General features: G+C 68.4%; 24 protein-coding genes. 14 read left to right on the top strand and 10 right to left on the bottom strand.

Features of this window, described 5'->3' with window-relative positions:
* Nucleotides 1–76: 76 nt before the first annotated feature.
* Nucleotides 77–853 (top strand): hypothetical protein, encoded by a 777-nt coding sequence (locus tag ACI7YT_RS02935; RefSeq protein ID WP_406248970.1) that lies wholly within the window; start codon nt 77–79, stop codon nt 851–853.
* 29 nt (nt 854–882) lie between these two features.
* Here the strand turns inward: ACI7YT_RS02935 and ACI7YT_RS02930 are convergent, their stop codons facing one another.
* Together ACI7YT_RS02930 and ACI7YT_RS02925 are read right to left on the bottom strand one after the other, a co-directional pair.
* On the bottom strand, nt 883–1341 hold the full coding sequence (locus ACI7YT_RS02930; protein ID WP_406248969.1) for an SRPBCC domain-containing protein: 459 nt from the start codon (nt 1339–1341) through the stop codon (nt 883–885).
* A 37-nt stretch (nt 1342–1378) separates the two neighbouring features.
* Complete coding sequence (locus ACI7YT_RS02925; protein ID WP_406248967.1) at nt 1379–2014, bottom strand: helix-turn-helix transcriptional regulator; 636 nt, start codon at nt 2012–2014, stop codon at nt 1379–1381.
* 114 nt (nt 2015–2128) lie between these two features.
* Between ACI7YT_RS02925 and radA the strand changes: the two genes are divergently transcribed.
* Nucleotides 2129–3499: a DNA repair protein RadA gene (radA, locus tag ACI7YT_RS02920; RefSeq protein WP_406248965.1), complete on the top strand. Its 1371-nt coding sequence runs from the start codon at nt 2129–2131 to the stop codon at nt 3497–3499.
* 3 nt (nt 3500–3502) lie between these two features.
* Here radA and ACI7YT_RS02915 read toward each other — a convergent pair whose 3' ends face one another.
* The 3 genes from ACI7YT_RS02915 to ACI7YT_RS02905 all read right to left on the bottom strand — a co-directional run bounded on the left by ACI7YT_RS02915 (nt 3503) and on the right by ACI7YT_RS02905 (nt 5273).
* Entirely contained in the window at nt 3503–3907 is a 405-nt protein-coding gene (locus ACI7YT_RS02915) for a dehydrogenase (protein WP_406248964.1), read from the bottom strand.
* Nucleotides 3908–4137: 230 nt separating this feature from the next.
* The gene (locus ACI7YT_RS02910; RefSeq protein WP_406248963.1) at nt 4138–4776 is read right to left on the bottom strand and encodes a hypothetical protein; all 639 of its coding nucleotides are present in this window, start codon (nt 4774–4776) and stop codon (nt 4138–4140) included.
* Entirely contained in the window at nt 4776–5273 is a 498-nt protein-coding gene (locus tag ACI7YT_RS02905; RefSeq protein ID WP_406248962.1) for an amino-acid N-acetyltransferase, read from the bottom strand. Before ACI7YT_RS02905 ends, ACI7YT_RS02910 begins: the two co-directional genes overlap by 1 nt.
* 95 nt (nt 5274–5368) lie before the next feature.
* On the opposite strand from ACI7YT_RS02905, the gene ACI7YT_RS02900 reads away from it, so the two are divergent.
* Together ACI7YT_RS02900 and ACI7YT_RS02895 are read left to right on the top strand one after the other, a co-directional pair.
* Nucleotides 5369–5911 carry a MarR family winged helix-turn-helix transcriptional regulator gene (locus ACI7YT_RS02900; RefSeq protein ID WP_406248961.1) on the top strand — a complete coding sequence of 181 codons (543 nt, stop codon included), beginning with the start codon at nt 5369–5371 and terminating at the stop codon, nt 5909–5911.
* A gap of 31 nt (nt 5912–5942) precedes the next feature.
* Nucleotides 5943–6737 (top strand): SDR family oxidoreductase, encoded by a 795-nt coding sequence (locus ACI7YT_RS02895; protein ID WP_406248960.1) that lies wholly within the window; start codon nt 5943–5945, stop codon nt 6735–6737.
* Between the two features lie 66 nt (nt 6738–6803).
* On the opposite strand, the gene ACI7YT_RS02890 is transcribed toward ACI7YT_RS02895, so the two are convergent.
* Nucleotides 6804–9335, bottom strand: coding sequence for an ATP-dependent Clp protease ATP-binding subunit (locus tag ACI7YT_RS02890; protein WP_406248959.1), 2532 nt, complete (start codon nt 9333–9335; stop codon nt 6804–6806).
* Between the two features lie 191 nt (nt 9336–9526).
* Here ACI7YT_RS02890 and ACI7YT_RS02885 point away from each other — a divergent pair, with 191 nt between their 5' ends.
* The 6 genes from ACI7YT_RS02885 (at nt 9527) to ACI7YT_RS02860 (ending at nt 13858) form a co-directional block, all read left to right on the top strand.
* Nucleotides 9527–10153 carry a hypothetical protein gene (locus tag ACI7YT_RS02885; RefSeq protein ID WP_406248958.1) on the top strand — a complete coding sequence of 209 codons (627 nt, stop codon included), beginning with the start codon at nt 9527–9529 and terminating at the stop codon, nt 10151–10153.
* Entirely contained in the window at nt 10153–10758 is a 606-nt protein-coding gene (locus tag ACI7YT_RS02880; protein WP_406248957.1) for a hypothetical protein, read from the top strand. Before ACI7YT_RS02885 ends, ACI7YT_RS02880 begins: the two co-directional genes overlap by 1 nt.
* Nucleotides 10758–11501, top strand: a complete 744-nt coding sequence (locus tag ACI7YT_RS02875; protein WP_406248956.1) for a hypothetical protein — start codon at nt 10758–10760, stop codon at nt 11499–11501. Before ACI7YT_RS02880 ends, ACI7YT_RS02875 begins: the two co-directional genes overlap by 1 nt.
* On the top strand, nt 11498–11728 hold the full coding sequence (locus ACI7YT_RS02870; protein ID WP_406248955.1) for a helix-turn-helix domain-containing protein: 231 nt from the start codon (nt 11498–11500) through the stop codon (nt 11726–11728). Before ACI7YT_RS02875 ends, ACI7YT_RS02870 begins: the two co-directional genes overlap by 4 nt.
* A gap of 206 nt (nt 11729–11934) precedes the next feature.
* Nucleotides 11935–12297, top strand: a complete 363-nt coding sequence (locus ACI7YT_RS02865) for a hypothetical protein (RefSeq protein WP_406248954.1) — start codon at nt 11935–11937, stop codon at nt 12295–12297.
* A 145-nt stretch (nt 12298–12442) separates the two neighbouring features.
* Nucleotides 12443–13858 carry a dicarboxylate/amino acid:cation symporter gene (locus ACI7YT_RS02860; protein WP_406248953.1) on the top strand — a complete coding sequence of 472 codons (1416 nt, stop codon included), beginning with the start codon at nt 12443–12445 and terminating at the stop codon, nt 13856–13858.
* A 127-nt stretch (nt 13859–13985) separates the two neighbouring features.
* Here ACI7YT_RS02860 and ACI7YT_RS02855 read toward each other — a convergent pair whose 3' ends face one another.
* The 3 genes from ACI7YT_RS02855 to ACI7YT_RS02845 form a co-directional block, all read right to left on the bottom strand.
* Nucleotides 13986–15755, bottom strand: a complete 1770-nt coding sequence (locus tag ACI7YT_RS02855) for a cation:proton antiporter (protein WP_406248952.1) — start codon at nt 15753–15755, stop codon at nt 13986–13988.
* Nucleotides 15756–15894: 139 nt separating this feature from the next.
* Nucleotides 15895–16125 carry a DUF2795 domain-containing protein gene (locus ACI7YT_RS02850; RefSeq protein WP_406248951.1) on the bottom strand — a complete coding sequence of 77 codons (231 nt, stop codon included), beginning with the start codon at nt 16123–16125 and terminating at the stop codon, nt 15895–15897.
* Between the two features lie 80 nt (nt 16126–16205).
* A complete protein-coding gene (locus tag ACI7YT_RS02845; RefSeq protein ID WP_406248950.1) occupies nt 16206–16628 on the bottom strand; it encodes an Hsp20/alpha crystallin family protein in 423 nt (140 codons plus the stop codon).
* A gap of 124 nt (nt 16629–16752) precedes the next feature.
* On the opposite strand from ACI7YT_RS02845, the gene ACI7YT_RS02840 reads away from it, so the two are divergent.
* The 4 genes from ACI7YT_RS02840 (at nt 16753) to ACI7YT_RS02825 (ending at nt 19174) form a co-directional block, all read left to right on the top strand.
* Nucleotides 16753–17052: a MerR family transcriptional regulator gene (locus tag ACI7YT_RS02840; protein ID WP_406248949.1), complete on the top strand. Its 300-nt coding sequence runs from the start codon at nt 16753–16755 to the stop codon at nt 17050–17052.
* Nucleotides 17053–17093: 41 nt separating this feature from the next.
* Nucleotides 17094–17729, top strand: a complete 636-nt coding sequence (locus ACI7YT_RS02835; RefSeq protein WP_406248948.1) for a phosphoribosyltransferase — start codon at nt 17094–17096, stop codon at nt 17727–17729.
* A gap of 41 nt (nt 17730–17770) precedes the next feature.
* Entirely contained in the window at nt 17771–18820 is a 1050-nt protein-coding gene (locus tag ACI7YT_RS02830) for an LLM class flavin-dependent oxidoreductase (RefSeq protein ID WP_406248947.1), read from the top strand.
* Between the two features lie 144 nt (nt 18821–18964).
* Nucleotides 18965–19174, top strand: coding sequence for a methyltransferase (locus tag ACI7YT_RS02825; protein ID WP_406248946.1), 210 nt, complete (start codon nt 18965–18967; stop codon nt 19172–19174).
* Nucleotides 19175–19218: 44 nt separating this feature from the next.
* Here the strand turns inward: ACI7YT_RS02825 and pheA are convergent, their stop codons facing one another.
* On the bottom strand, nt 19219–20169 hold the full coding sequence (pheA, locus tag ACI7YT_RS02820; protein ID WP_406248945.1) for a prephenate dehydratase: 951 nt from the start codon (nt 20167–20169) through the stop codon (nt 19219–19221).
* Nucleotides 20170–20209 lie beyond the last annotated feature (40 nt).

Raw genomic sequence — 20209 nt, 5'->3', positions numbered from 1 at the left:
TCCGGCCAGCGCGTCCTGCATCCGGTCGGCCGGGAAGTTAGGATGGCCTAAACGGATGCTGAGCAGGAGGCGCACCATGAGCTTCGTCACCTCACCCGCACTCGACGAGACCGGGTACGTGGTCCTCGACCGCGACGACCGTGCCATCGACGCCGCCGAGTGGCAGGACCTCGAGTACATCGGCTGGCGCTCCTCCGGCATCACCCGCTTCGCCCCGCTCACCAGCTACGCCGGCGACGTCGACTGCAACGGGTTCTGGAACCACACGCCGCCGCGCACCGACAAGGACGGCGTCTGGATCGAGCCCCAGGTCGAACGAGCTCCGACCATCGTCGCGCGCGCCCAGGAGCCCGGTGCGAACATCGGCCGATGCCGTGTCATCGAGCTGCAGCCCAACACCTATGCCGACGCGATCTACAACCTGCACCAGGACGACAACAACCGGCTCAACGAGGACGGCACGGGCTGGGTGGTCCGCGGCATGCTCAACCTCACCGATGACCCCGACTCGCTGATGATCCTCCGCGAGGACCGCTTCGACCCGGCCACCGAGGTGCGCCTGCCGCTCCCGTCAGGATCCCGCGTCATCGTCGACACGCAGCGGTTCTGGCACGCGGTGTGGCACCGCGGCACCTCTCCGCGGTACTCGCTCATCACCTCGTGGACCTCGGGCCCCGAACTCGACGCCTACATCGCGGCAGGGCACGGCGATCCGAACCGTCAGGGCTTCGCGCTCGACCAGCAGCTCGTCGACGACGCGCAGGTCGAACTGCACCGGCGCATCGAAGAGCGACGCCGGGCCTTCGAGGCGGCGGGCATCACGATGGAGCCTCCGGCTTCGCTGTACGGCTGAGCCTCCGAGACGGATGCCGCGGCATCCGTTCACTCCACCAGAGCGGCCAGGTTGCTCAGCGTGGAGCGGAACCCGGCCAGATGGTCCTCCGCGGAGATGCCCTCCGGCACGTTCTCGGCTCGGAACCGCACGAGGCTCCGAGCGCCCTCGGCGCTCACCTCCCACGTCATCCGCATGACGCCGGAGTACGCGGCATCCTCGGAGGGGAACTCGATGTCCTGCACCAGCCTCACACCAGGGACCACCTCGACGAACGCACCCTCCACGATGTCCTCGTCCGTCGACGCCTTGCCGTGCGCTGCCTGCGGATCGTCGTAGGTCAGCACGACCCGATACGTTCCACCGGTGCGGGCGTCGAACCGGTCGACGCGGCCGGTCATTCCGGCGGGCGGCAGCCAGCGCACCACGGCATCGGGGTCCGTCATCGCGTTGTACACGCGCACGGGGGACGCGTCGATCAGTCGTTCGGCCTCATCCGTTCTCGCCATTCCTCCACGTTACGTCGGACGTCGGACGGACGACAGATCAGGCGGCCGTCCCAGCCAGTTCGCCGGCGAGCCGCAACCGGACCGTGCACTCTTCGGCTCGCTCCGGTGCGACGACGCAGTCCGCGACGAGCGGACCCCCGGCCTCGGTCAGGACGCCCTGCATCAGCCCCAGATGCACGGCGCACAGCACCGGACGGTGTTCCGGACGCCCGGCGGCGTGCGGACAGGGTGTGAGATCGACGGTGAGCGCAGCGTCGTCGACGACCGGCTCGAAGCCGCTCTCCTCCAGGTGCTCGACGAGAGCGTCGAGCTGGTGGGTCGCGTCGCGTGCGAGGCCGGGCGCCGTGGAGGGCAGCATCCGACGCAGCAGGTCACCGCGGCGCGCTGCGGCCGTGACCTTCTCGCGGGCCACGGGGCTGGAGGCCTCCGGTGCCCCCGTCGCCGCGCTGTACAGCGTCCTCGGGCGGCCGCGCGTGGTGCGGTGCTCGATCGACGCGATCACGTACCCGCCCTCGATGAGGCGCTGCAGATGCTCGCGGATCGTGTTGGCGTGCAGCCCCGTCGCCTCGTGCAGCTCCTGGATCGAACGCTCGGGTCGCGCCTGCACCAGACGCAGGATCTGCACCCGGGAGTAACTCGAGATCGGCCCGTATGAGGGTCTGGCGATGGCCATGTCTCCATTGTGTCCGACCCGTCTGACCGGATGCCGAGCAGCGGGCCGTGAATAACCGTCGGCGCGGACCGCTTCGCCGGTCGGGTTGTCGGATGCCGCGACTACCCTGAGTCCATGGCAAAAACCCGTCCCGCTCCCCCGGCCTTCGTCTGCACGGAGTGCGGGTGGACGGCCTCGAAGTGGGTGGGACGCTGCGGCGAATGCCAGCAGTGGGGCACGGTCGTCGAGCAGGCGACGTCGGTGGGGATCGCCCGCCCGCAGGTGACAGCGCTCGCACCGTCGGCAGATCGCGCCGCCCGGCCGATCACGCAGATCTCCACGGCGGAATCGCCTCGGCGCACGAGCGGTGTCGGCGAGTTCGACCGGGTGCTCGGCGGCGGCGTCGTGCCCGGTGCGGCGATCCTGCTCAGCGGCGAACCGGGCGTGGGCAAGTCGACGCTGCTGCTCGAGGTCGCCGCTCAGTCGGCGCGGGCGGGGCGCCGCGTCCTGTACGCCAGCGCCGAGGAATCGCCGGCCCAGGTGCGGCTGCGCGCCGAGCGCACCGGGGCGCTGCACGACGAGCTGTATCTCGCCAGCGAGACCGACCTCGCCACTATTCTCGGGCACATCGACGCGGTGCAGCCCGAGCTCGTGATCGTGGACTCCGTGCAGACCGTGGCATCGTCGCTGATCGACGGCGCCGCAGGTCAGCCGAGCCAGGTGCGCGAGGTCGCGGCGACGCTCATCCGCGTGGCGAAGGAGCGCAGCCTCCCGATCATCATCGTCGGCCACGTGACCAAAGACGGCCAGATCGCCGGCCCGCGAATGCTCGAGCATCTCGTGGACGTCGTGTGCCATTTCGAAGGCGACCGGCAGACTTCGCTGCGGTTCATCCGTGCGCTGAAGAACCGTTTCGGGCCGACCGACGAGGTGGGCTGCTTCGAGATGGCCGGGGACGGGATCCGCGAGGTTCCCGATCCGTCTGGACTGTTCCTGTCGCAGGGCGCTGCCGAACCAGGCACCTGCGTCGCGATCGCACTCGAGGGGCGTCGCGCGATGCCGGTCGAGGTGCAGGCGCTGACGATCAAGGCGTCCGGCCCGAACCCGCGTCGCGTCGTGCACGGGCTCGACGGGTCGCGCGTGGCGATGGTCCTCGCGATCCTGGAGCGGCGCGCACAGATACCGACCGGGCAGCTCGACGTGTACGTGTCCACGGTCGGCGGCGTGCGCTTCACTGAACCGGCGGCCGACCTCGCGATCGCCCTGGCCGTCGCCGGCTCCATCGAGCAGATCTCGGTGCCCCGCTCGATCGCCGCGGTCGGCGAGCTCAGCCTCGCCGGCGAAGTGCGCCCGGTGACTCAGGCCGCCCAGCGACGCAGCGAAGCGGCGCGACTGGGGTACGAACGGGTCGTCGACGAACGATCGCAGACGCTGCGCGCGGCGATCGACGATGTCCGTGCGCACGGCCGACGGCCGCGCCCCGTCGACGACATTCCGCCGTTCTGAGCTCTACGCGAGCGCCTTGAGCAGTTCCTGCGGTTCCGCCTGCATCGGATGCGGCCCGGCGATGTCGAGGAACACGGTCGTCACGGTGTCAGCGTGCTTCGCGAGGAACGCCCGCAGCCAGTCCGCAGAGTAGATGCCCACACCGGGCGGAAGGTTCGCCGGCTTGTTCTTCGCGTCGCTGAACAGCAGCAGCGCGACGTCGCCCGTGTTGGGGTCGCGGTACGTCCAGACCTCACCGCTGTCGAGCGGGTTGTCCCTGGCGCCGGGCTTGACCAGCGGCACGACGGTGATGCCATGCCGCAGTGCGAGAGCGACCGCGGCCACATCCTGCTTCTCGAGCGCAGCGGCGAGTGCCTCGGAGCGGAAGTCCTCGGGTGCGGGCTTCTTCGCGGTCTTCTTACGAGCCATGCATCCATCTTAAGGATGTGGGGCCCTCTCGAGTCCTCCATTGGGGACTGGGGTACTCGAAAGGGCCCTCGGACTCTCGATCGGTGAGTGTCGAAGCGCTGGGGACGCTGAATACGACGCCACTGGGGATGGCATGAACACCGAATCAGTTCCGAGAGTCATCTCTATGGTATCCCAAACACCCTGGGAAGTCAGCCCTGCACGTCGAAACGCTTCTCGCCCTCAGGCGGTCACTGCAGAATGATCTGGCGCGTGCCAGCGCTGTCGAACCCGCCGATCGAGACGGCCACGTGATACGACGCCCCGCCGGCAGGCGCACGCTGCCGGTTCTCGTCGTCGCAGGTCGTCGTGCTCGACCGCGTTCGGTCCCAGACCAGAGGCGTCGCGCTCGGCACGGTCTGGCCGGCCGTGAGCGTCACGATCATGCTGCTGGATTCGGCCTGACAGTCCGTGGATCGCCACCACAGGTCATTCCCGCTCGTGACCTCGAAGCGCTGCGTCGCGGTTCCGACGTCGATCGTGCAGTCCGTCGCTCCCTTGTTGGTCAGCGAGATCGACAACTGCGGAAGCTGGTCGGGTGCGTACGTCTCGGCATCCGTCACGGCGAGCACTTCGATGTCGGCGGCCTCGCAGGCGACGATGCCCGGGGTCTCGGATGCCGACGGCGTCGGCGTATCGACGGCGGTCGGCGACGGGCTCTCCGGCGTCGGCGTCTGGCTGGTCGTGGGGTCGGGGGTCGCCTCGGGCGCCTCCCACGGGCGCGCGATCAGCGCCCAGGCTCCTGCCGCGACCACGGCGATCACGAGCAGCAGGACGAGCACGACGGCCAGTCGTCGGCGGCGATACACCGCTGCGGTGCGCTTGGCCATCACAGTTCCTTCAGCATCCGGGTGTTCCCGAGCGTGTTCGGCTTGACGTGGGCGAGATCGAGGAACTCGGCCACGCCTTCGTCGGGGCTGCGCAGCAGCTGCGAGTAGACGTCCGGGTCGACGACCTGCTCGCCGATGGGCGCGAAGCCGCGGCGCGTGAAGAACTCGACCTCGAAGGTGAGGCAGAACAGGCGGGTCAACCCGAGCTGGACGGCCCGGTCCTCGAGGGCGCTGACGATCGCGCCTCCGACGCCGTGGTGCAGCCAGTCCTCGCGGACGAGCAGCGTGCGGATCTCGCCGAGGTCCTCCCACATCACGTGCAGCGCGCCGCAGCCGATCAGTTCCCCGTCGCGCTCCGCGACCACGAACTCCTGGGTTGCGCCGTAGAGGACCGCGAGGTCCTTGCCGAGCAGGATGCGTCGGTCCACCATCGGCTCCAGCAGGCGATGGATGCCGAGGATGTCGGCGCTGCGCGCGGGGCGGACGGTGTAGCTCACGGCATCCAGCCTAGAACCGGTTCCCTGGGGGTTCGGGTCGCATCGCCCGATCCAATTCAATTGCCTTAGGCAACTATCGGTCGTAGGCTGGCCCTATGGGATCACCCGAGTCGGAGCTGCTCGCCGCACTCACACACCTCGCCACGCACTGGTCGTCCGCGAGCACGCAGTCCGCCGTGGCCTCCGCCGCTGGTGTCGATGTCGACCCGATCGACATCCCGCCGCTCTACGTCCTCGGGCTCGAGGGCCCCGCGCGGGCGGGCGATCTCGCGACGGCGCTGCGCGTCACCCGTCCCACGATGAGCAAGCAACTCGGTCGTCTCGAACGCGCGGGCCTCATCGAGCGCGCCGCGGATCCGGCCGACGCGCGCGCCACGATCGTCCGGCTGTCCCCGGCGGGACGCCGCATCCATGACCGCCTGGTCGCCCAGGGCGTCGCGATGATGTCCGACGCACTGGCCGGGTGGGATGCCGCGGACGCCGCGCGTTTCACCACACGGCTGACCCGATTCGTCGAAGCCGTCCAGTCATCGGCTTCGGCCCGGCCCGGCGAGACAGCCTCTCCGAGCCGCCCACGGACCATCGCGGACGAATCGTGGCGAGATCGTCCGGCCGCATCAGCGCGGCCGGTGAGATGACCGCCGACGCGGTCATGGAACGGAGGACACAATGGCACGCACCTCTCTCGTGACCGGATCCGCATCCGGCATCGGCGCCACCACGGCGAAACTGCTGATCGAACGCGGCGAGCGCGTGATCGGCGTCGATCTGCGAGGCGCCGACGTCGAAGCAGATCTGTCGACCGCGCAGGGACGCATCGACGCCGCCGCGCACGCCATCGACCTGGCCGGCGGAACGATCGACGCCGTGATCGCGTGCGCCGGCATCTCGGCACCCATCCCCAAGACGATCTCGGTGAACTACTTCGGCGTCACGGAGCTTCTGGAGCAGCTGCGCCCCGCGCTCGCGAAGTCGGAGGCACCGAGAGCCGCCGTCGTTTCATCGATGGCATCTCTCCAGCAGAACTCTCCGGAGATGGTCGAGGCCGCACTGTCCGGTGATGAGGCGGAGGCCCTGCGCATCGCGGAAGGTCTCACCGCCCAGGGCCCCGAGCTCGGCTATCTCGTCTACCCGTCGTCGAAGCGCGCGCTCGCCCGCTGGGTCCGCCGCGCCTCGATCACGCCCGAATGGGCCGGTGCCGGCATCCCGCTCAACGCCGTCGCGCCGGGGACGGTCGTGACGCCGATGACCGCCGGCCTGCTCGAGACGGCCGAGGGTCGCGCGATGGTGGACGCCGCCGTGCCGATGCCGCTGAACGGTCACCAGCCGCCGGAGTCGATCGCGAACCTGCTGATCTGGCTGACGAGCGTCGAGAACAGCCACATGGCCGGGCAGGTGATCTATGACGACGGCGGCGCAGACGCGACTCTGCGCGGCGACGACGTCTGGTCCTGGAACGACTGAGCGCCCTCGCGCTGTCCGCGCACGACGAAGGGCGGATGCCGAAGCATCCGCCCTTCGTCGTTCAGATCACTCTCCGCTGGCGACCGCCAGGTCGGGTGTTCCGGAGATCGCGCCACCGCCGGTGTTGATCCCGACCGAGACCTTCTCGCCGCGCGGCTTGGTCTCGAACAGGAACTTGCCGTCGGCCGAGTCCACCTTGACGTGGTCTCCGGCGCTGAGCTCGCCGTGCAGGATCTTCTCGGACAGCTGGTCCTCGATCTCACGCTGCATCGCGCGGCGCAGCGGCCGGGCGCCGAGCGCCGGGTCGAAGCCGACCTCGATGAGGCGCTCCTTGGCGGCCTGCGACAGCTCGACCGTCATGTCGCGGTCCAGCAGGCGGTCGCTGAGGCGCTTCACGAACAGATCCACGATCTGCACGAGCTCCTCCTTCGACAGCTGCGGGAAGACGATGACGTCGTCGACGCGGTTGAGGAACTCGGGCTTGAAGTGCCGCTTGAGCTCTTCGTCGACCTTGCCCTTCATCCGCTCGTAGCTGGTCTGCGCGTTGCCCTCGATCTGGAAGCCCACCGGGCCTCCGGCGATCGCGGACGATCCGAGGTTCGTGGTCATGATGATGACCGTGTTCTTGAAGTCCACGATCCGACCCTGACCGTCGGTCAGGCGACCCTCTTCGAGGATCTGCAGCAGCGAGTTGAAGATATCAGGGTGGGCCTTCTCGATCTCGTCGAAGAGCACCACGCTGAACGGCTTGCGACGCACCTTCTCGGTGAGCTGGCCGCCCTCCTCGAAGCCGACGAACCCTGGGGGGGCACCGAACAGCCGCGAGACGGTGTGCTTCTCACCGAACTCGCTCATGTCGAGCGAGATGAGCGCACCCTCGTCGTCGAACAGGAACTCCGCGAGCGCCTTGGCGAGCTCGGTCTTTCCGACGCCGGTCGGGCCGGCGAAGATGAACGAGCCGGACGGACGCTTCGGGTCCTTGAGGCCGGCGCGCTGGCGACGGATCGTGCGGGACAGGGCCGCGATGGCCTCCTCCTGCCCGATGACGCGCTGGTGCAGCGCCTTCTCCATGAAGACGAGTCGGCTGGACTCCTCCTCCGTCAGCTTGAACACCGGGATGCCGGTGGCCTGTGCGAGCACCTCGGCGATCAGGCCCTCGTCGACGACCGCCTGGGTCGCGACATCGCCCGAACGCCACTGCTTCTCGAGGCGGAGCCGCTCGGCGAGCAGGCCCTTCTCCTCGTCGCGCAGGGACGCGGCCTTCTCGAAGTCCTGCTCCTCGGAGGCGGCTTCCTTCTGCTCGCGGACCTTCGCGATCTTGTCGTCGAACTCCCGCAGCTCGGGCGGGGACGACAGGATGCTGAGCCGCAGGCGCGCACCGGCCTCGTCGATCAGGTCGATGGCCTTGTCCGGCAGGAAGCGGTCGCTGACGTAGCGGTCGGCGAGGTTGGCCGCCGCGACGAGCGCGCCGTCCGTGATCTGCACCTTGTGGTGCGCCTCGTAGCGGTCGCGGAGACCCTTGAGGATGTTGATCGCGTGCGGGAGGCTCGGCTCGTTGACCTGCACCGGCTGGAAGCGGCGCTCGAGCGCGGCATCCTTCTCGAAGTGCTTGCGGTACTCGTCCAGCGTGGTCGCACCGATCGTCTGCAGCTCGCCTCGGGCGAGCAGCGGCTTCAGGATGCTGGCCGCATCGATCGCGCCTTCGGCAGCGCCCGCACCGACAAGGGTGTGGATCTCGTCGATGAAGACGATGATGTCGCCGCGCGTGCGGATCTCCTTGGTGACCTTCTTCAGGCGCTCCTCGAAGTCACCGCGGTAGCGGGACCCGGCGATGAGCGAGCCGAGGTCGAGCGAGTAGAGCTGCTTGTCCTTCAGCGTCTCGGGCACATCGCCCTTGACGATGGCCTGCGCGAGGCCCTCGACGACGGCGGTCTTTCCGACACCGGGCTCGCCGATCAGGACGGGGTTGTTCTTGGAACGGCGGGAGAGGATCTGCATGACCCGCTCCGCCTCCTTCTCGCGCCCGATCACCGGGTCGAGCTTGTTGTCGCGCGCGGCCTGGGTCAGGTTGCGACCGAACTGGTCGAGCACCTGCGAGCCGCCCTGGGCGCCGGACTGCGTCTCGTGCGTCTGCGCGCCGACGGCGGCCGGCTCGCGGCCGGGTGCGCCGGAGAGCAGCTGGATGACCTGCTGGCGGACCTTGTTCAGGTCGGCGCCGAGCTTGACCAGCACCTGGGCCGCGACACCCTCGCCCTCGCGGATGAGGCCGAGCAGGATGTGCTCGGTGCCGATGTAGTTGTGGCCGAGCTGGAGCGCTTCGCGCAGGCTCAGCTCGAGCACCTTCTTGGCACGGGGCGTGAAGGGGATGTGGCCGGTCGGCTGCTGCTGACCCTGGCCGATGATGTCCTGCACCTGCTCGCGCACTGCGTCGAGCGAGATGCCGAGACTTTCGAGCGCCTTGGCGGCGACGCCCTCGCCCTCGTGGATGAGGCCGAGCAGAATGTGCTCGGTTCCGATGTAGTTGTGGTTGAGCATCTTCGCCTCTTCTTGGGCGAGGACGACCACTCGACGGGCTCGGTCCGTGAATCTCTCGAACATGTTCACTCCTTGGTTCGCACGTGGTTCGCACGTGGCGAAGCTTGTACATCGAGAGTAACCACGCAGAAGAAGCTGTATGCCCGTGTTCGCCGTGGGCATAGCACCTGGGGGCGGGGTCTTGACACTCCTTATCGACTGTCGTTATGTTAACGACCATCGATAACAACGACTATCGATAAGGGGTGGAAATCATGTCGAACGCAGTACAGCCAGGGCGAGCAGCGAGTCTTGCCGAGAAGACGACCCTCGGCGTCATCGCCGGAGGCGCAGGCGCGATCGCGCTCGTCGACATCGTTCTTCTCATCAGTCGCACGATCACGCTCATGGCTGCGGATGACGTGGTCGTGCCGCGAATGGCCCTGGAGCAGGATCCCGCGGAAAGCATCGCCGCAGCGCCGGGCGTCGTCGATGCCGCGTTCGACAGCGTGACGATCACGGCCGAGGGCCTTTCCGCGTCGCCTCGCGTGCTCCTGGCAGGCGCGGACGTTCTCGCGTCGATCGGAGCCATCGGCCTGTGCGTCGTGGTCGCCTGCATCTGCGTCCGCCTGTTCATCGGGCGGCCGTTCTCCGCCGCGGTCACGTGGGGCATCGGCACTGCGGCGATCCTCGTCATGGCCGGAGGGCTCCTCAGCCAGGCGGTGCGCGCCGGTGCGCATACCGAGATCACGTCCGAGTTGGGGCTCACCGCGGTCGGTCTGCCGAGTTTCGAGATGACCATCGACCTCGCACCCATCGGCTGGGGGCTCGCTCTGGCAGTGATCGCCGGCGCGTTCGAGATCGGACAGCGCATGCAGCGTGAGACGGAAGGACTGGTCTGATGGAACCCACCCGATCAGAGCGCGCAGACGCGTTCACGGTCCTTCTCTATGGTGTCGGCGCCGCCATCGTCGTGGGGATCGGCACGTGGCTCCGGGCGGCCGGCGTGTTCCGCGATGACGGCATCGCGTGGACGGTCCCGATCGACGAGCAGCCGATCGCGGCGACCGTCGACTCGGGCGAGGTCGCCGTCGAAGGCATCGCGCAGGAGGCGATGATCTTCGCCAACGATGTGAACGCGGGCGCTGTCGCCGCGATCATCGGCGGCATCGTCCTGTGGGCACTGACGGCGCTCGTGGTCATCGGAGCGGTCATGCTCGTGGCATCGAACTTCCTGCGGGGCCGCGTCTTCGTCCGAGGGAACGTGTGGGCGTTCACGATCATGGGCTGGATGCTGTCGATCGCGCCCCTGGTGATCGTCGCCCTGGACAACATCGCACGCAACGGCGTGCTGGCGGCGGCCGGATTCGGCGAGGGCGAGACCGTGCATCCGGTCGAGTTCTGGGCGGCGATCCCGGTGGTCGCCGGCGGCATCGCGGTCGGTCTCATCGCGGTCGCGTTCCGCCGCGGCATCCGACTCCAGAAGGAAACGGAAGGACTCGTCTGATGGTCACTGCAGGAGGGGAGCTGCTGGCTTCGCTCGGTTGGATCGCGTTGGCTCTGATCGTGATCGCAGCCATCGTCGGCTTGGCGATCTGGCGAGGTCGTCGACGGGGCAGCAGGACCATCGCGTTGGATGCCGCACTGACGGTCTCGGGCCTATGGGTGATGTTGTCGGCCGTTGGCGCACTCATCATCATCGTGAAGGCGTTCACGGTCGACTGGGCGGAGTTGAACGGCACGACGACAATCTGGATCGGCTGGCCCGACGACATCCCGTGCTCATCGTCCGGAGCCCCGGGAACCCTGTCCTGCGGCGGGAGCAACTTCGCCGACTTCACCGTCGGAGGCGCCTCCCTCGGGCTCAGGACGCTCGCGGCAGCCGCGCAACTGTGCACGTTGGCGTTCACCACGATTCCCGCCGCCATGCTCGCGGCGATCTGCTTCCAGACCCTTCGAGGGCGCACGTTCTCCCGCACCGTCACGCGGGTGCTGTACACGGGAGCGATCTGCGTCGTGGTTCTGGGGATCGCCTCGGAGCTGCTCAGCAGCATTTCCGCGACCTTCGGCCTCCGGGAGGTGTTCGACGAGGGATCCGAGTGGTACCCGATGAGTTTCCAGCTCACGCTGACACCACTGCCTTTCGTCGGCGCTCTCGGGCTCGCCGCCCTGGCTGCGGTGTTCAGCCAGGGCAGCCGTCTGCAGGCCGAGCGGGATCGGCTCGAGCGCGAGACGGAGGGGTTGGTATGACTCCGGCCGACTCGGACGACGAGCTCACCGGCATCCACTGCCGACTCGATGAGCTGCTCGCCGAGCGCGGGATGACGTTGACGGAGCTGAGCTCGCGGGTGGGCGTTTCCATCGTGAACCTGTCGGTGCTGAAGAACGATCGAGCGCGGGCGATCAGGTACTCGACGCTGCGGGCGATCTGCGATGCGCTCGAATGCGAGGTAGGCGAGCTGCTCGTGCTGGCGTGAAGGAGCCACCGCGCCGTGGTCAGTGAGATCCGATGGACTCTCAACGTCGAGACACAGGGTGCGGTGGCTCAACACCAGTGTCCGCCTCCTGCGGTTTCCGCACAAGACGTTCGTTCGTCGAGCGCCCGCCACGTTCACGCAGCATGGGCACTTCTCCCCACCACCCACACCTATCAATCAGCTGAGAACGCGCTACCGTTGTTGCCATGAACAGCGACCGGAAACTGCGTACCCGCCTCCTCACCGCTGTGCCGATCGCGGCACTGGCGTTCTCCCTCGCAGCGTGCGGCGGCTCGGCCGCTGAGCGCCCCTCGACCTCAGAACTCAGCGAGGGCGTCACGATGATCCTCGAAGACGGCGGCATCACCGTCGGCGACGGCGAGGACGATCAGCTGACAGCCGCCCAGGTCGACTGCATCTCGGACGAACTGATCGCCTCCGACATCCCCGACCAGGACCTCGCCAACCTCGCCGAGGGCAAGGACGAGCAGAGCTCGCAGGAAACGTACGACCTCGTCTCCACGACGATGACCGAGGCCGTCCAGACGTGCGCGGCTCCCGCGGAGTGATCCTCCCCTGAGGCACCTCTTCGAACGGTGACGGATGCTTCGGCATCCGTCACCGTTCGTCATATCGACCCTGGGAATACGCTGACAGGCTTAGCGTTGACTCCCATCGGCGTGCGCCCCGGCACGCCCCGGATTCGGAGTCTCCATGAGCACCACCTCCCGCGCCCAGAAGGCGCCAGATACCCGCAGCCCCGCGCGCAAGCTGCTGACATCCTTCGGCTTCCAGATCATCGCGGCCCTCGTCCTCGGCATCGTCGCCGGACTCATCGGGCGCCAGCTGGGCGCCTCCGCCGAGAACCCGACGATCCTGTCCGACACGCTCGACAAGATCGGTAGCTCGTACGTCACGATCCTGCGCGCGGCCGTCGTCCCGCTGATCTTCACCGCCATCGTCGCCAGCATCTCCAACCTGCGCCGTGTGCAGAACGCCGCGCGCCTGGCCGGCCAGACCATCCTGTGGTTCTGCATCACCGCGTTCATCGCCGTGATCATCGGCATCGTGCTCGGCCTCGTCATCCAGCCCGGCGCACGCGCCGGCGAAGGTCTCGAGCCCGGCGACCCGTACACGGTCGGCACGTGGTGGAACTTCCTCCTCGGTCTCATCCCGCAGAACTTCCTCGGCCTGACGGTCTCGACCGGCCCCGGCGCCGTCGACGGCACCTTCTCCTCCAGCGTCGGCTTCAACATCCTCCAGGTCATCGTCGTCGCCGCAGTGGTCGGCATCGCCGCTCTCAAGGCCGGCAAGAAGGCCGAGCCGTTCCTCGTCTTCACCGAGTCGCTGCTCAAGGTCATCCAGCGCGTGCTGTGGTGGATCATCCGCATCGCCCCGATCGGAACGTTCGGCCTCATCGGCTCCGCCGTCATCAAGTACGGCTGGGACAAGCTCGTCGGCCTCGGCTGGTTCGCCGGCGCGATCTACATCGGACTCGCGCTCGTCCTGTTCGTCGTCTACCCGGTGATCATCCGCACCAACGGCCTCTCGATCAAGCAGTACTTCTCGGGCGTGTGGCCCGCGGTGCAGCTGGCCTTCGTCAGCCGCTCTTCGATCGGCACCCTGCCGCTCACCGAGCGCGTCACCGAACGCAACCTCGGCGTGCCCTCCTCGTACGCCTCGTTCGCCGTGCCGCTCGGCGCCACCACCAAGATGGACGGCTGCGCCGCGATCTACCCGGCGATCGCCGCGATCTTCGTCGCGCAGTTCTTCGGCATCCAGCTGGACTTCTTCCAGTACCTGCTGATCGTCATCGTCTCGGTGCTCGGCTCGGCAGCGACCGCCGGAACCACCGGCGCCGTCGTCATGCTGACCCTCACGCTGTCGACGCTCGGCCTGCCTCTCGAGGGCGTCGGTCTGCTCCTCGCGATCGACCCGATCCTCGACATGGGCCGCACCGCGGTCAACGTCGCCGGTCAGGCGCTCGTCCCGACGATCGTCGCCAAGCGCGAGGGCATCCTCGACGAGGACCTCTACAACGCACCCCGCCAGGGCCTTCCGTTCGCGGATGACTCCGCCGGTGAGTCCGATGCTCCCGAGAAGGATGCCGAGGTCGCTGCCGCTCGTTGAGCGAGCACCCTCCCTCGCTCGTTGAGCGAGGGAAGCGAGACGAAACGCGGTCATTGCCCTGAGCAGTGACCGCGTTTCGTCTCGGTCGGCTCCGCCGTCCTCGCTCAACGAACGAGGGATGCCGGGGCTACGCCCGGGACTGGGGACGCGTAGCGCCTCTCGTGTCCAGGGCCAGCTCCTCGGCATCCATCGCGGTGATCAGCTCGCGCATGAGCTCCTCGTCGAGGTTTCCGGCATCCCGCTCCTGCAGCAGGATCTCGCGCCGCACATGCAGCCATCCCTTCGACAGCGCCACGAGATCCTCGTAGGTCGGGCGGGCCACGGAATCCTCGGTCTCCTGCGCCTGGTCGGTGTCCTTCTCGACCTTCGTCATCCGCTTCGCGAACCTGTCGAACACGGCGAGGTCCGCCGTTCCGTACTTCTCCTCCCACACCGCGCGCTTGTGCTCGATGAACTCCTCACCCGCCTGCCGCGTCCGCGCCCGCACTGCGGCGAGCTCCGCAGCATCCTGCTCCTCATCGACGTCGCTCGCGATGCCCAGCACCCGGATCAGCGCCGGCAGCGTCAGCCCCTGCAGCAGCAGGGTGCCGACCGTCACCGCGAACGCGACCACGACGATCGCGTGCGACGCCTCGTCATCGAGCTCGGCGAGGTCGGCCGCGGCGAGCGCCGTCGCCAGCGTGACGACCCCGCGCATCCCCGCCCACGAGATGACCGCGTTGTCCTTCCAGCTGAGCTCCGGCTCGGTGAAACGCGCCTGTACCTCTTCGACGGTCGGACGCCGCCTCTGCCGGGCCGCCTCTGCCCGCTCGGGATGCTTCGCCGCGAACCGTTCACTCCGCTTCTGCTCAAGACGCTCCCTGCGCTCCCAGTCCCCCGAGGCGAGAGATCTCTCCCAGCGCCGCAGCCGGATCCGCTGCATCCACATCGCCCACGCGTGCGCCGGGTAGATGTACGCCGGACGCACCACCAGCACGACCACGAGCACGACGCCGGCGAGCATGAGGATCTCGCCGACCGACTCGCTGCCCACGTCACTGATGACACGCGGCAGCTGCAGACCGATGTAGGCGAACACGAAGCTCTCCAGCAGGAAGTCCGCCGACAGCCACAGCGGCGCCTCCTGCTGCCGGGTCGTGTAATCGGTCCGCGGCGCGTTGTACCCGACGTACAGGCCCATGGCGACGACCGCGAGCACGCCGGAGCCGCCCAGATGCTCGGCGATCGCGTAGGCGCCGAACGGCACGAGCAGCCCGAACGTGCCGATCACGACCGGGTCGGAGATCCGCACGCGCAACTGGTGCAGCAGGATGCCGAAGACGAGCCCTACCGCGACTCCCACGACCACGGCGACGACGAACTGCCAGATGCCGTCCCAGACGGTAAGCGTCGCGCCCGCCACGATCGCCGCGAACACCCGGTACAGCGTCAGCGATGTGGCGTCGTTGATGAGGCTCTCACCGGACAGCACCGTCATCACCCGCCGCGGCAGGCCGAGCTTCCGACCGATCGCGGCGGCCGACACGGCATCCGGCGGCGCGACGATCGCCCCCAGCAGCAGCGCGCCGGGCAGTGTCAGAGACGGGAAGATCCACCAGGCCACGAGCCCTACGACGAGTGCGGTGATGAGCACCAGCCAGATCCCGAGCCGACGGATCTGCGGCAGGCTCCGTTTGAATCCGACGAACGACACGTCCAGCGCCGCCGAATACAGCAGCGGCGGCAGCACGAGGTTCAGCAGGACATGCCCGTCGATCTCCAGCTCGGGCACGAACGGGAGGAAGGAGGCCGCGAGCGCCACGACTGTCACCAGCAGCGGGGCAGGCCATCCGCGCCATCGGGCGAAGGCCGCCACGGAGATCGCACCGACGAGGACGTAGAACAGCTCGGCATCCATGCGGTCAGGCTATCGCCCGGTCCGATGATGCATCCGCAAGCATTCGCACCTCCCCGCAACGGCGAGACCCCGCCGTATCAGTGTGGATACGGCGGGGGTCTCGTCGGCGGGACGGGGTCTCGCGGATCCGGATCTCCGGTCAGGCGGTCGCGAGCGCACGCGCTGCCGCAGTGACGTCATCCAGGGCACGATGCGCGAGGTGGTACCGGATGTGCCATCGCGCGCTGAAGCTCTGCTCCGGGAGGTGCTCCAGCCTCGTACGCTCCCGCGGGTCGAGTCCTTCTCGCGCGGCCTCCCTGAGGAGGTCGTCCTTCGTCGCTGGATACTCCATGCTCGCGAGGAAGGCGTCGAGTGCGGGGGATACGGCCATGATGATGTTGCTCCTCTCTGTTCAGGGTGCGGATGCCGGGGTGGGCGGCCCACCCCGGCATCCAGGATTCGGGCGGCAGGTCAGGCCGTGACGGCCTGGCGCTCGTCGCGGGATTCGATCGCGATCTTGCGCGGCTTGGCCCGCTCGCTCACCGGAATGATGACGGACAGCACGCCGCTCTCGTACGACGCGCTGATCCCGTCGATGTCCACACCGTCACCCAGCGTGAACTGGCGCAGGTAGTTGCCGGTGTTGCGCTCGCGCGCGAGCCAGCGGACGCCGTCTCGGACGTCTCCGGTGCGCTGAGCGCGGATCGACAGTTGGCCGCCGTCGACGTCCACGTCGATCGTCCCCGGGTCCACCCCGGGCAGATCCGCGCAGAGCACGTACCGGTCGCCGTCTCGGAAGAGATCCACCGGCATCACCCGCGGGGACCGGGCGGAGTCGAGCACGGCCGCTGCAAACCGGTCGAGCTGGCTGAGGGGATCGATTGTCATCGCCATGAGCGTTCTCCTTTCGTCTTCAGTGACTCAGCTTGGTCTCTGCAGATAATCTGCAGATTCAGCTGTATATTTTTTATAGATCGATTCGAGATGATCTGCAAGTTGGAGTGAGGAAATTCTCAGCATGGTTCAGCGAGATTCGAGCACCCCGCTGTACGGCATCGCCGTCGCCGCGCAATTGTCCGGCGTACCCGAGGCCTCGCTCCGCCTGTTCGAGGCCAAGGGACTGCTCACCCCGTCCCGCAGCGACGGCGGCACGCGCCGCTACAGCGACGACGACGTCGAGCGCCTGCGCCGCGTCACCGACCTGCGCAGCGAAGGCGTGAACCTCGCCGGCATCCGGCGCGTGCTCGAACTGGAGGACGAGAACGCGGATCTCCGCGATGAGCTCGCCGGCGAACAGGACTCCGCCGCGGGGCCTTGACCCATGCCGCCCTCGGGCGTAAGCCGGGAGCAGGAGGCGAGATGGAGAGGTTCACGGATCGAAAGGATGCCGGACGGCGACTGGCCGCACGGCTGGCCGAGCGCGACTGGGAAGGTCCCATCGTCCTGGCACTCCCTCGAGGCGGCGTGCCGGTCGCCGCGGAGGTCGCACGCGCACTGGGCACGGAACTCGATGTGCTCGTCGTGCGCAAACTCGGCGTGCCGGGCCACGAGGAGGTCGCGATGGGCGCGATCGGCGAAGACGGCGCCACCGTGCTCAACGACGACGTCATCGGCATGGGCGCGATCTCGGCATCTGCCGTCGTCGCCGCCCGTGAACGCGAGGGCGGCGAGGTGGAACGCCGCGTCGGCCTGCTGCGCGAAGGCCGTCCGGCTCCTGGACTCGCCGGCCGAACGGCGATCGTCGTCGACGACGGCATCGCGACCGGTGCGACGGCGCGCGCCGGGTGCGCAATCGCTCGGACGCGAGGCGCCGCACACGTCATCCTGGCCGTGCCGGTCGCCCCGCCGGATGCCGCAGCTCATGTCCCCGAGGCGGATGAGTTGGTCTGCGTGCTGACGCCCGCGTCGCTGATGTCCGTCGGCATGCACTACATCGACTTCGCGCAGGTCTCCGACGACGAGGTCGTCGAACAGCTCCGCGCGTTTCGCGCCTGACCGCGGGAATACCGCCCCCTGCGGTCGGGTTTCACTCGGGGATGTCTGCACACGCCGCCCCCGCCCTGTCCGTCCTCGACCTCGTCCCGGTGCGCACCGGGCAGACCAGCACGGAGGCGATCGCGGCATCCCTCTCCCTGGCCAAAGTCGCCGATCGCCTGGGATACCGCCGGTTCTGGTTCGCCGAGCACCACAACATGCCGGCTGTGGCATCCACCACTCCCCCTGTGCTGATCGCCGCTGCGGCTGCCCGCACGAAGACGCTGCGCCTGGGCTCGGGCGGCGTCATGCTGCCCAACCACGCGCCGCTGATCGTCGCCGAGCAGTTCGCCGCTCTCGAAGCCATCGCCCCAGGGCGCATCGATCTCGGTCTCGGCCGCGCACCGGGCAGCGACCCGGTCATCACGCAGCTGCTGCGCGGCTCGGGCACGACGAGCGACGTCGAGCAGTTCCCCCGACACGTGCAGGACATCACGCTGCTGCTCTCCGGCGAGGGCGCGCAGGTGCAGTTCACCTCCGGCGGCGAGTACACCGTCCGCTCGACCCCTGCCGCGACCGGTGTGCCGGAGGTGTGGCTGCTGGGCTCCAGCGACTACTCCGCGCAGCTCGCCGCGGCGCAGGGCCTGCCCTACGTGTTCGCGAACCACTTCTCCGGCCAGGGGCTCGAGCGCGCGCTCGACCTCTACCGCTCGGGATATCAGCCGAGTGAACAGCACCCGACGCCGCGGACGTTCCTCACGGTGAACGCCGTCGCCTCGCCGACGCAGGAAGAGGCCGAGGCCCGCGCCCTCCCGCAACTGCGCATGATGTCGAGGCTCCGCCTGAACAAGCCGCTTACTGCACTCGAGACCATCGAGGAGGCGCTGTCCGCGGCATCCGACCCCGCGACCGAGCAGATCGTCCAGGCCGCGCGCGAACGCTGGTTCGTCGGAACCGGCGAGTCCGTCGCCGCCGAGGTCGCCGCCTTCGCTGCGAAGCACGGGGTCGACGAGGTCATGCTCTCGCCTGTCGCCGGAGCCTACGAGGCCGAGCCGAAGGATGCCGCCGCCGGCCGCGCGCAGACTCTGGAGCTCGTCGCCGCCGCTCGGTAGCGTCCGACGCTGCCGGCGAGGAACCACTTCCGCCGCGAGAAACCGCCTCCGCGCTGATTTCTCGCGCGGCGACGGGTTTCTCGCGACCCCTGGCGCGCCCCCGCGGTGAGGCGTACGGTCAGGAGCATCGGAGAAGGGAGCGCCATGAGCACCACGAAGACACGCGCACTGTGGGTCGCCTACGGGACGAACGGCGTGTGCGGGAGCATCCGGCACGAGGACGAGGGGTATGTCGTCGTGATGGCCGGGGCGGATGACGTGACCGGGACGTACCCGAGCCTGGAATCCGCCAAGGGGGCGCTGCACTCGCACATGCCGCCAGGCAGTGCGTGGCCGCGGTTCCAGGAGCACTGAACCGGAGAGCGCAAGGGGTCACGCGCCATCGCGGCGCGTGACGTCTACGCTTCGGGTTCGCCCGAGAGCAGTGCCCGCAGCCAGTCCCGCGCTTCGACGAAGATGTCGTCCGAATAGCGGTCGGGGTACTGCACGATCTGCCGGTCCGCACGCGGGTACGACCCGAGGAACACCACGCGGGGGCTGAAGCGCCGGATGCCGAGCAGGGCGTCTGCCATCCGCTCGTCTTCCACATGCCCATCGGCGTCGATGACGAAGCGGTAGCGGCCGAGCTCATCTCCGATCGGACGCGACTCGATGAGCGACAGGTTGATGCCGCGGGTCGAGAACTGCTCGAGCATCTCGAGCAGCGAGCCTGGATGATCGTGCGGCAGCTCGACGATGAGCGACGTCTTGTCCGCGCCGGTCGGCGAGGGCGGGAGCGTCGTGCGCGTCACCAGGACGAACCGCGTGACCGCCTGCGTGTTGTCGCCGATCTCCGATGCCAGCACCTCGACGTCGTAGTGGCCGACGATGCCGGGGGCGGCGATAGCGGCCTGCGCGGGGCTCGTCCCGTCGAGCACGCCGATCGCCGAGGCGACGTTGCTCGCCGCGGGGACGTGCGAGTGGTTCGGCAGGTTCGCGCCGAGCCAGCCGTGGCACTGCGCGTACGCGACGGGATGCGCGGCGATCACCGAGACATCCTCGAGCTTCGTCCCCGGCGGCGCGACGAGCACGAAGTTCACCTTCACCAGGTACTCGCCGATGATACGCAGCCCCGCGAGGGTCGCCAGGGCATCCTGCGTCGTGGAGACGCCGCCCTCGATCGAGTTCTCGATCGCGATCATCGCGGCATAGCTGCGGCCTTCGAGCACGTCGGCGAGCGCTTCGCCGACGTTGTGCACGGCCCGCCAGTCCTGCCCCCTGGCCTCCGCCACCTGATCGAGCGCCGCCTCCGTGAAGGTGCCGGCAGGGCCGAGATAGCTGTAGGTGCGCCGTTCAGTCACGCGTTTCACCTTAGCCCTGAAGATGTCGACTCGAAGGTGCACGCGTGCG

Origin of the sequence: Microbacterium sp. M, from assembly GCF_045181065.1 — a bacterium.
In the GTDB taxonomy this organism is placed as follows: Bacteria; Actinomycetota; Actinomycetes; order Actinomycetales; family Microbacteriaceae; genus Microbacterium.
The sequence above is the reverse complement of the archived record's forward strand: the minus strand, read 5'-3'. Positions and strand labels throughout refer to the sequence as shown.

Bases quoted from the DNA above. Each gene is read 5' to 3' on its own strand.
- ACI7YT_RS02910 (WP_406248963.1), bottom strand. From the start codon at position 4,776: ATGGCCAAGCGCACCGCAGCGGTGTATCGCCGCCGACGACTGGCCGTC.
- ACI7YT_RS02835 (WP_406248948.1), top strand. From the start codon at position 17,094: ATGGAGAGGTTCACGGATCGAAAGGATGCCGGACGGCGACTGGCCGCA.
- ACI7YT_RS02865 (WP_406248954.1), top strand. From the start codon at position 11,935: ATGAACAGCGACCGGAAACTGCGTACCCGCCTCCTCACCGCTGTGCCG.
- ACI7YT_RS02930 (WP_406248969.1), bottom strand. From the start codon at position 1,341: ATGGCGAGAACGGATGAGGCCGAACGACTGATCGACGCGTCCCCCGTG.
- ACI7YT_RS02875 (WP_406248956.1), top strand. From the start codon at position 10,758: ATGGTCACTGCAGGAGGGGAGCTGCTGGCTTCGCTCGGTTGGATCGCG.
- ACI7YT_RS02840 (WP_406248949.1), top strand. From the start codon at position 16,753: ATGGTTCAGCGAGATTCGAGCACCCCGCTGTACGGCATCGCCGTCGCC.
- ACI7YT_RS02890 (WP_406248959.1), bottom strand. From the start codon at position 9,335: ATGTTCGAGAGATTCACGGACCGAGCCCGTCGAGTGGTCGTCCTCGCC.
- ACI7YT_RS02880 (WP_406248957.1), top strand. From the start codon at position 10,153: ATGGAACCCACCCGATCAGAGCGCGCAGACGCGTTCACGGTCCTTCTC.
- ACI7YT_RS02855 (WP_406248952.1), bottom strand. From the start codon at position 15,755: ATGGATGCCGAGCTGTTCTACGTCCTCGTCGGTGCGATCTCCGTGGCG.
- ACI7YT_RS02895 (WP_406248960.1), top strand. From the start codon at position 5,943: ATGGCACGCACCTCTCTCGTGACCGGATCCGCATCCGGCATCGGCGCC.
- ACI7YT_RS02935 (WP_406248970.1), top strand. From the start codon at position 77: ATGAGCTTCGTCACCTCACCCGCACTCGACGAGACCGGGTACGTGGTC.
- ACI7YT_RS02915 (WP_406248964.1), bottom strand. From the start codon at position 3,907: ATGGCTCGTAAGAAGACCGCGAAGAAGCCCGCACCCGAGGACTTCCGC.
- ACI7YT_RS02900 (WP_406248961.1), top strand. From the start codon at position 5,369: ATGGGATCACCCGAGTCGGAGCTGCTCGCCGCACTCACACACCTCGCC.
- ACI7YT_RS02885 (WP_406248958.1), top strand. From the start codon at position 9,527: ATGTCGAACGCAGTACAGCCAGGGCGAGCAGCGAGTCTTGCCGAGAAG.
- ACI7YT_RS02850 (WP_406248951.1), bottom strand. From the start codon at position 16,125: ATGGCCGTATCCCCCGCACTCGACGCCTTCCTCGCGAGCATGGAGTAT.
- ACI7YT_RS02845 (WP_406248950.1), bottom strand. From the start codon at position 16,628: ATGGCGATGACAATCGATCCCCTCAGCCAGCTCGACCGGTTTGCAGCG.
- ACI7YT_RS02825 (WP_406248946.1), top strand. From the start codon at position 18,965: ATGAGCACCACGAAGACACGCGCACTGTGGGTCGCCTACGGGACGAAC.
- ACI7YT_RS02830 (WP_406248947.1), top strand. From the start codon at position 17,771: ATGTCTGCACACGCCGCCCCCGCCCTGTCCGTCCTCGACCTCGTCCCG.
- ACI7YT_RS02860 (WP_406248953.1), top strand. From the start codon at position 12,443: ATGAGCACCACCTCCCGCGCCCAGAAGGCGCCAGATACCCGCAGCCCC.
- ACI7YT_RS02870 (WP_406248955.1), top strand. From the start codon at position 11,498: ATGACTCCGGCCGACTCGGACGACGAGCTCACCGGCATCCACTGCCGA.
- ACI7YT_RS02925 (WP_406248967.1), bottom strand. From the start codon at position 2,014: ATGGCCATCGCCAGACCCTCATACGGGCCGATCTCGAGTTACTCCCGG.
- radA (WP_406248965.1), top strand. From the start codon at position 2,129: ATGGCAAAAACCCGTCCCGCTCCCCCGGCCTTCGTCTGCACGGAGTGC.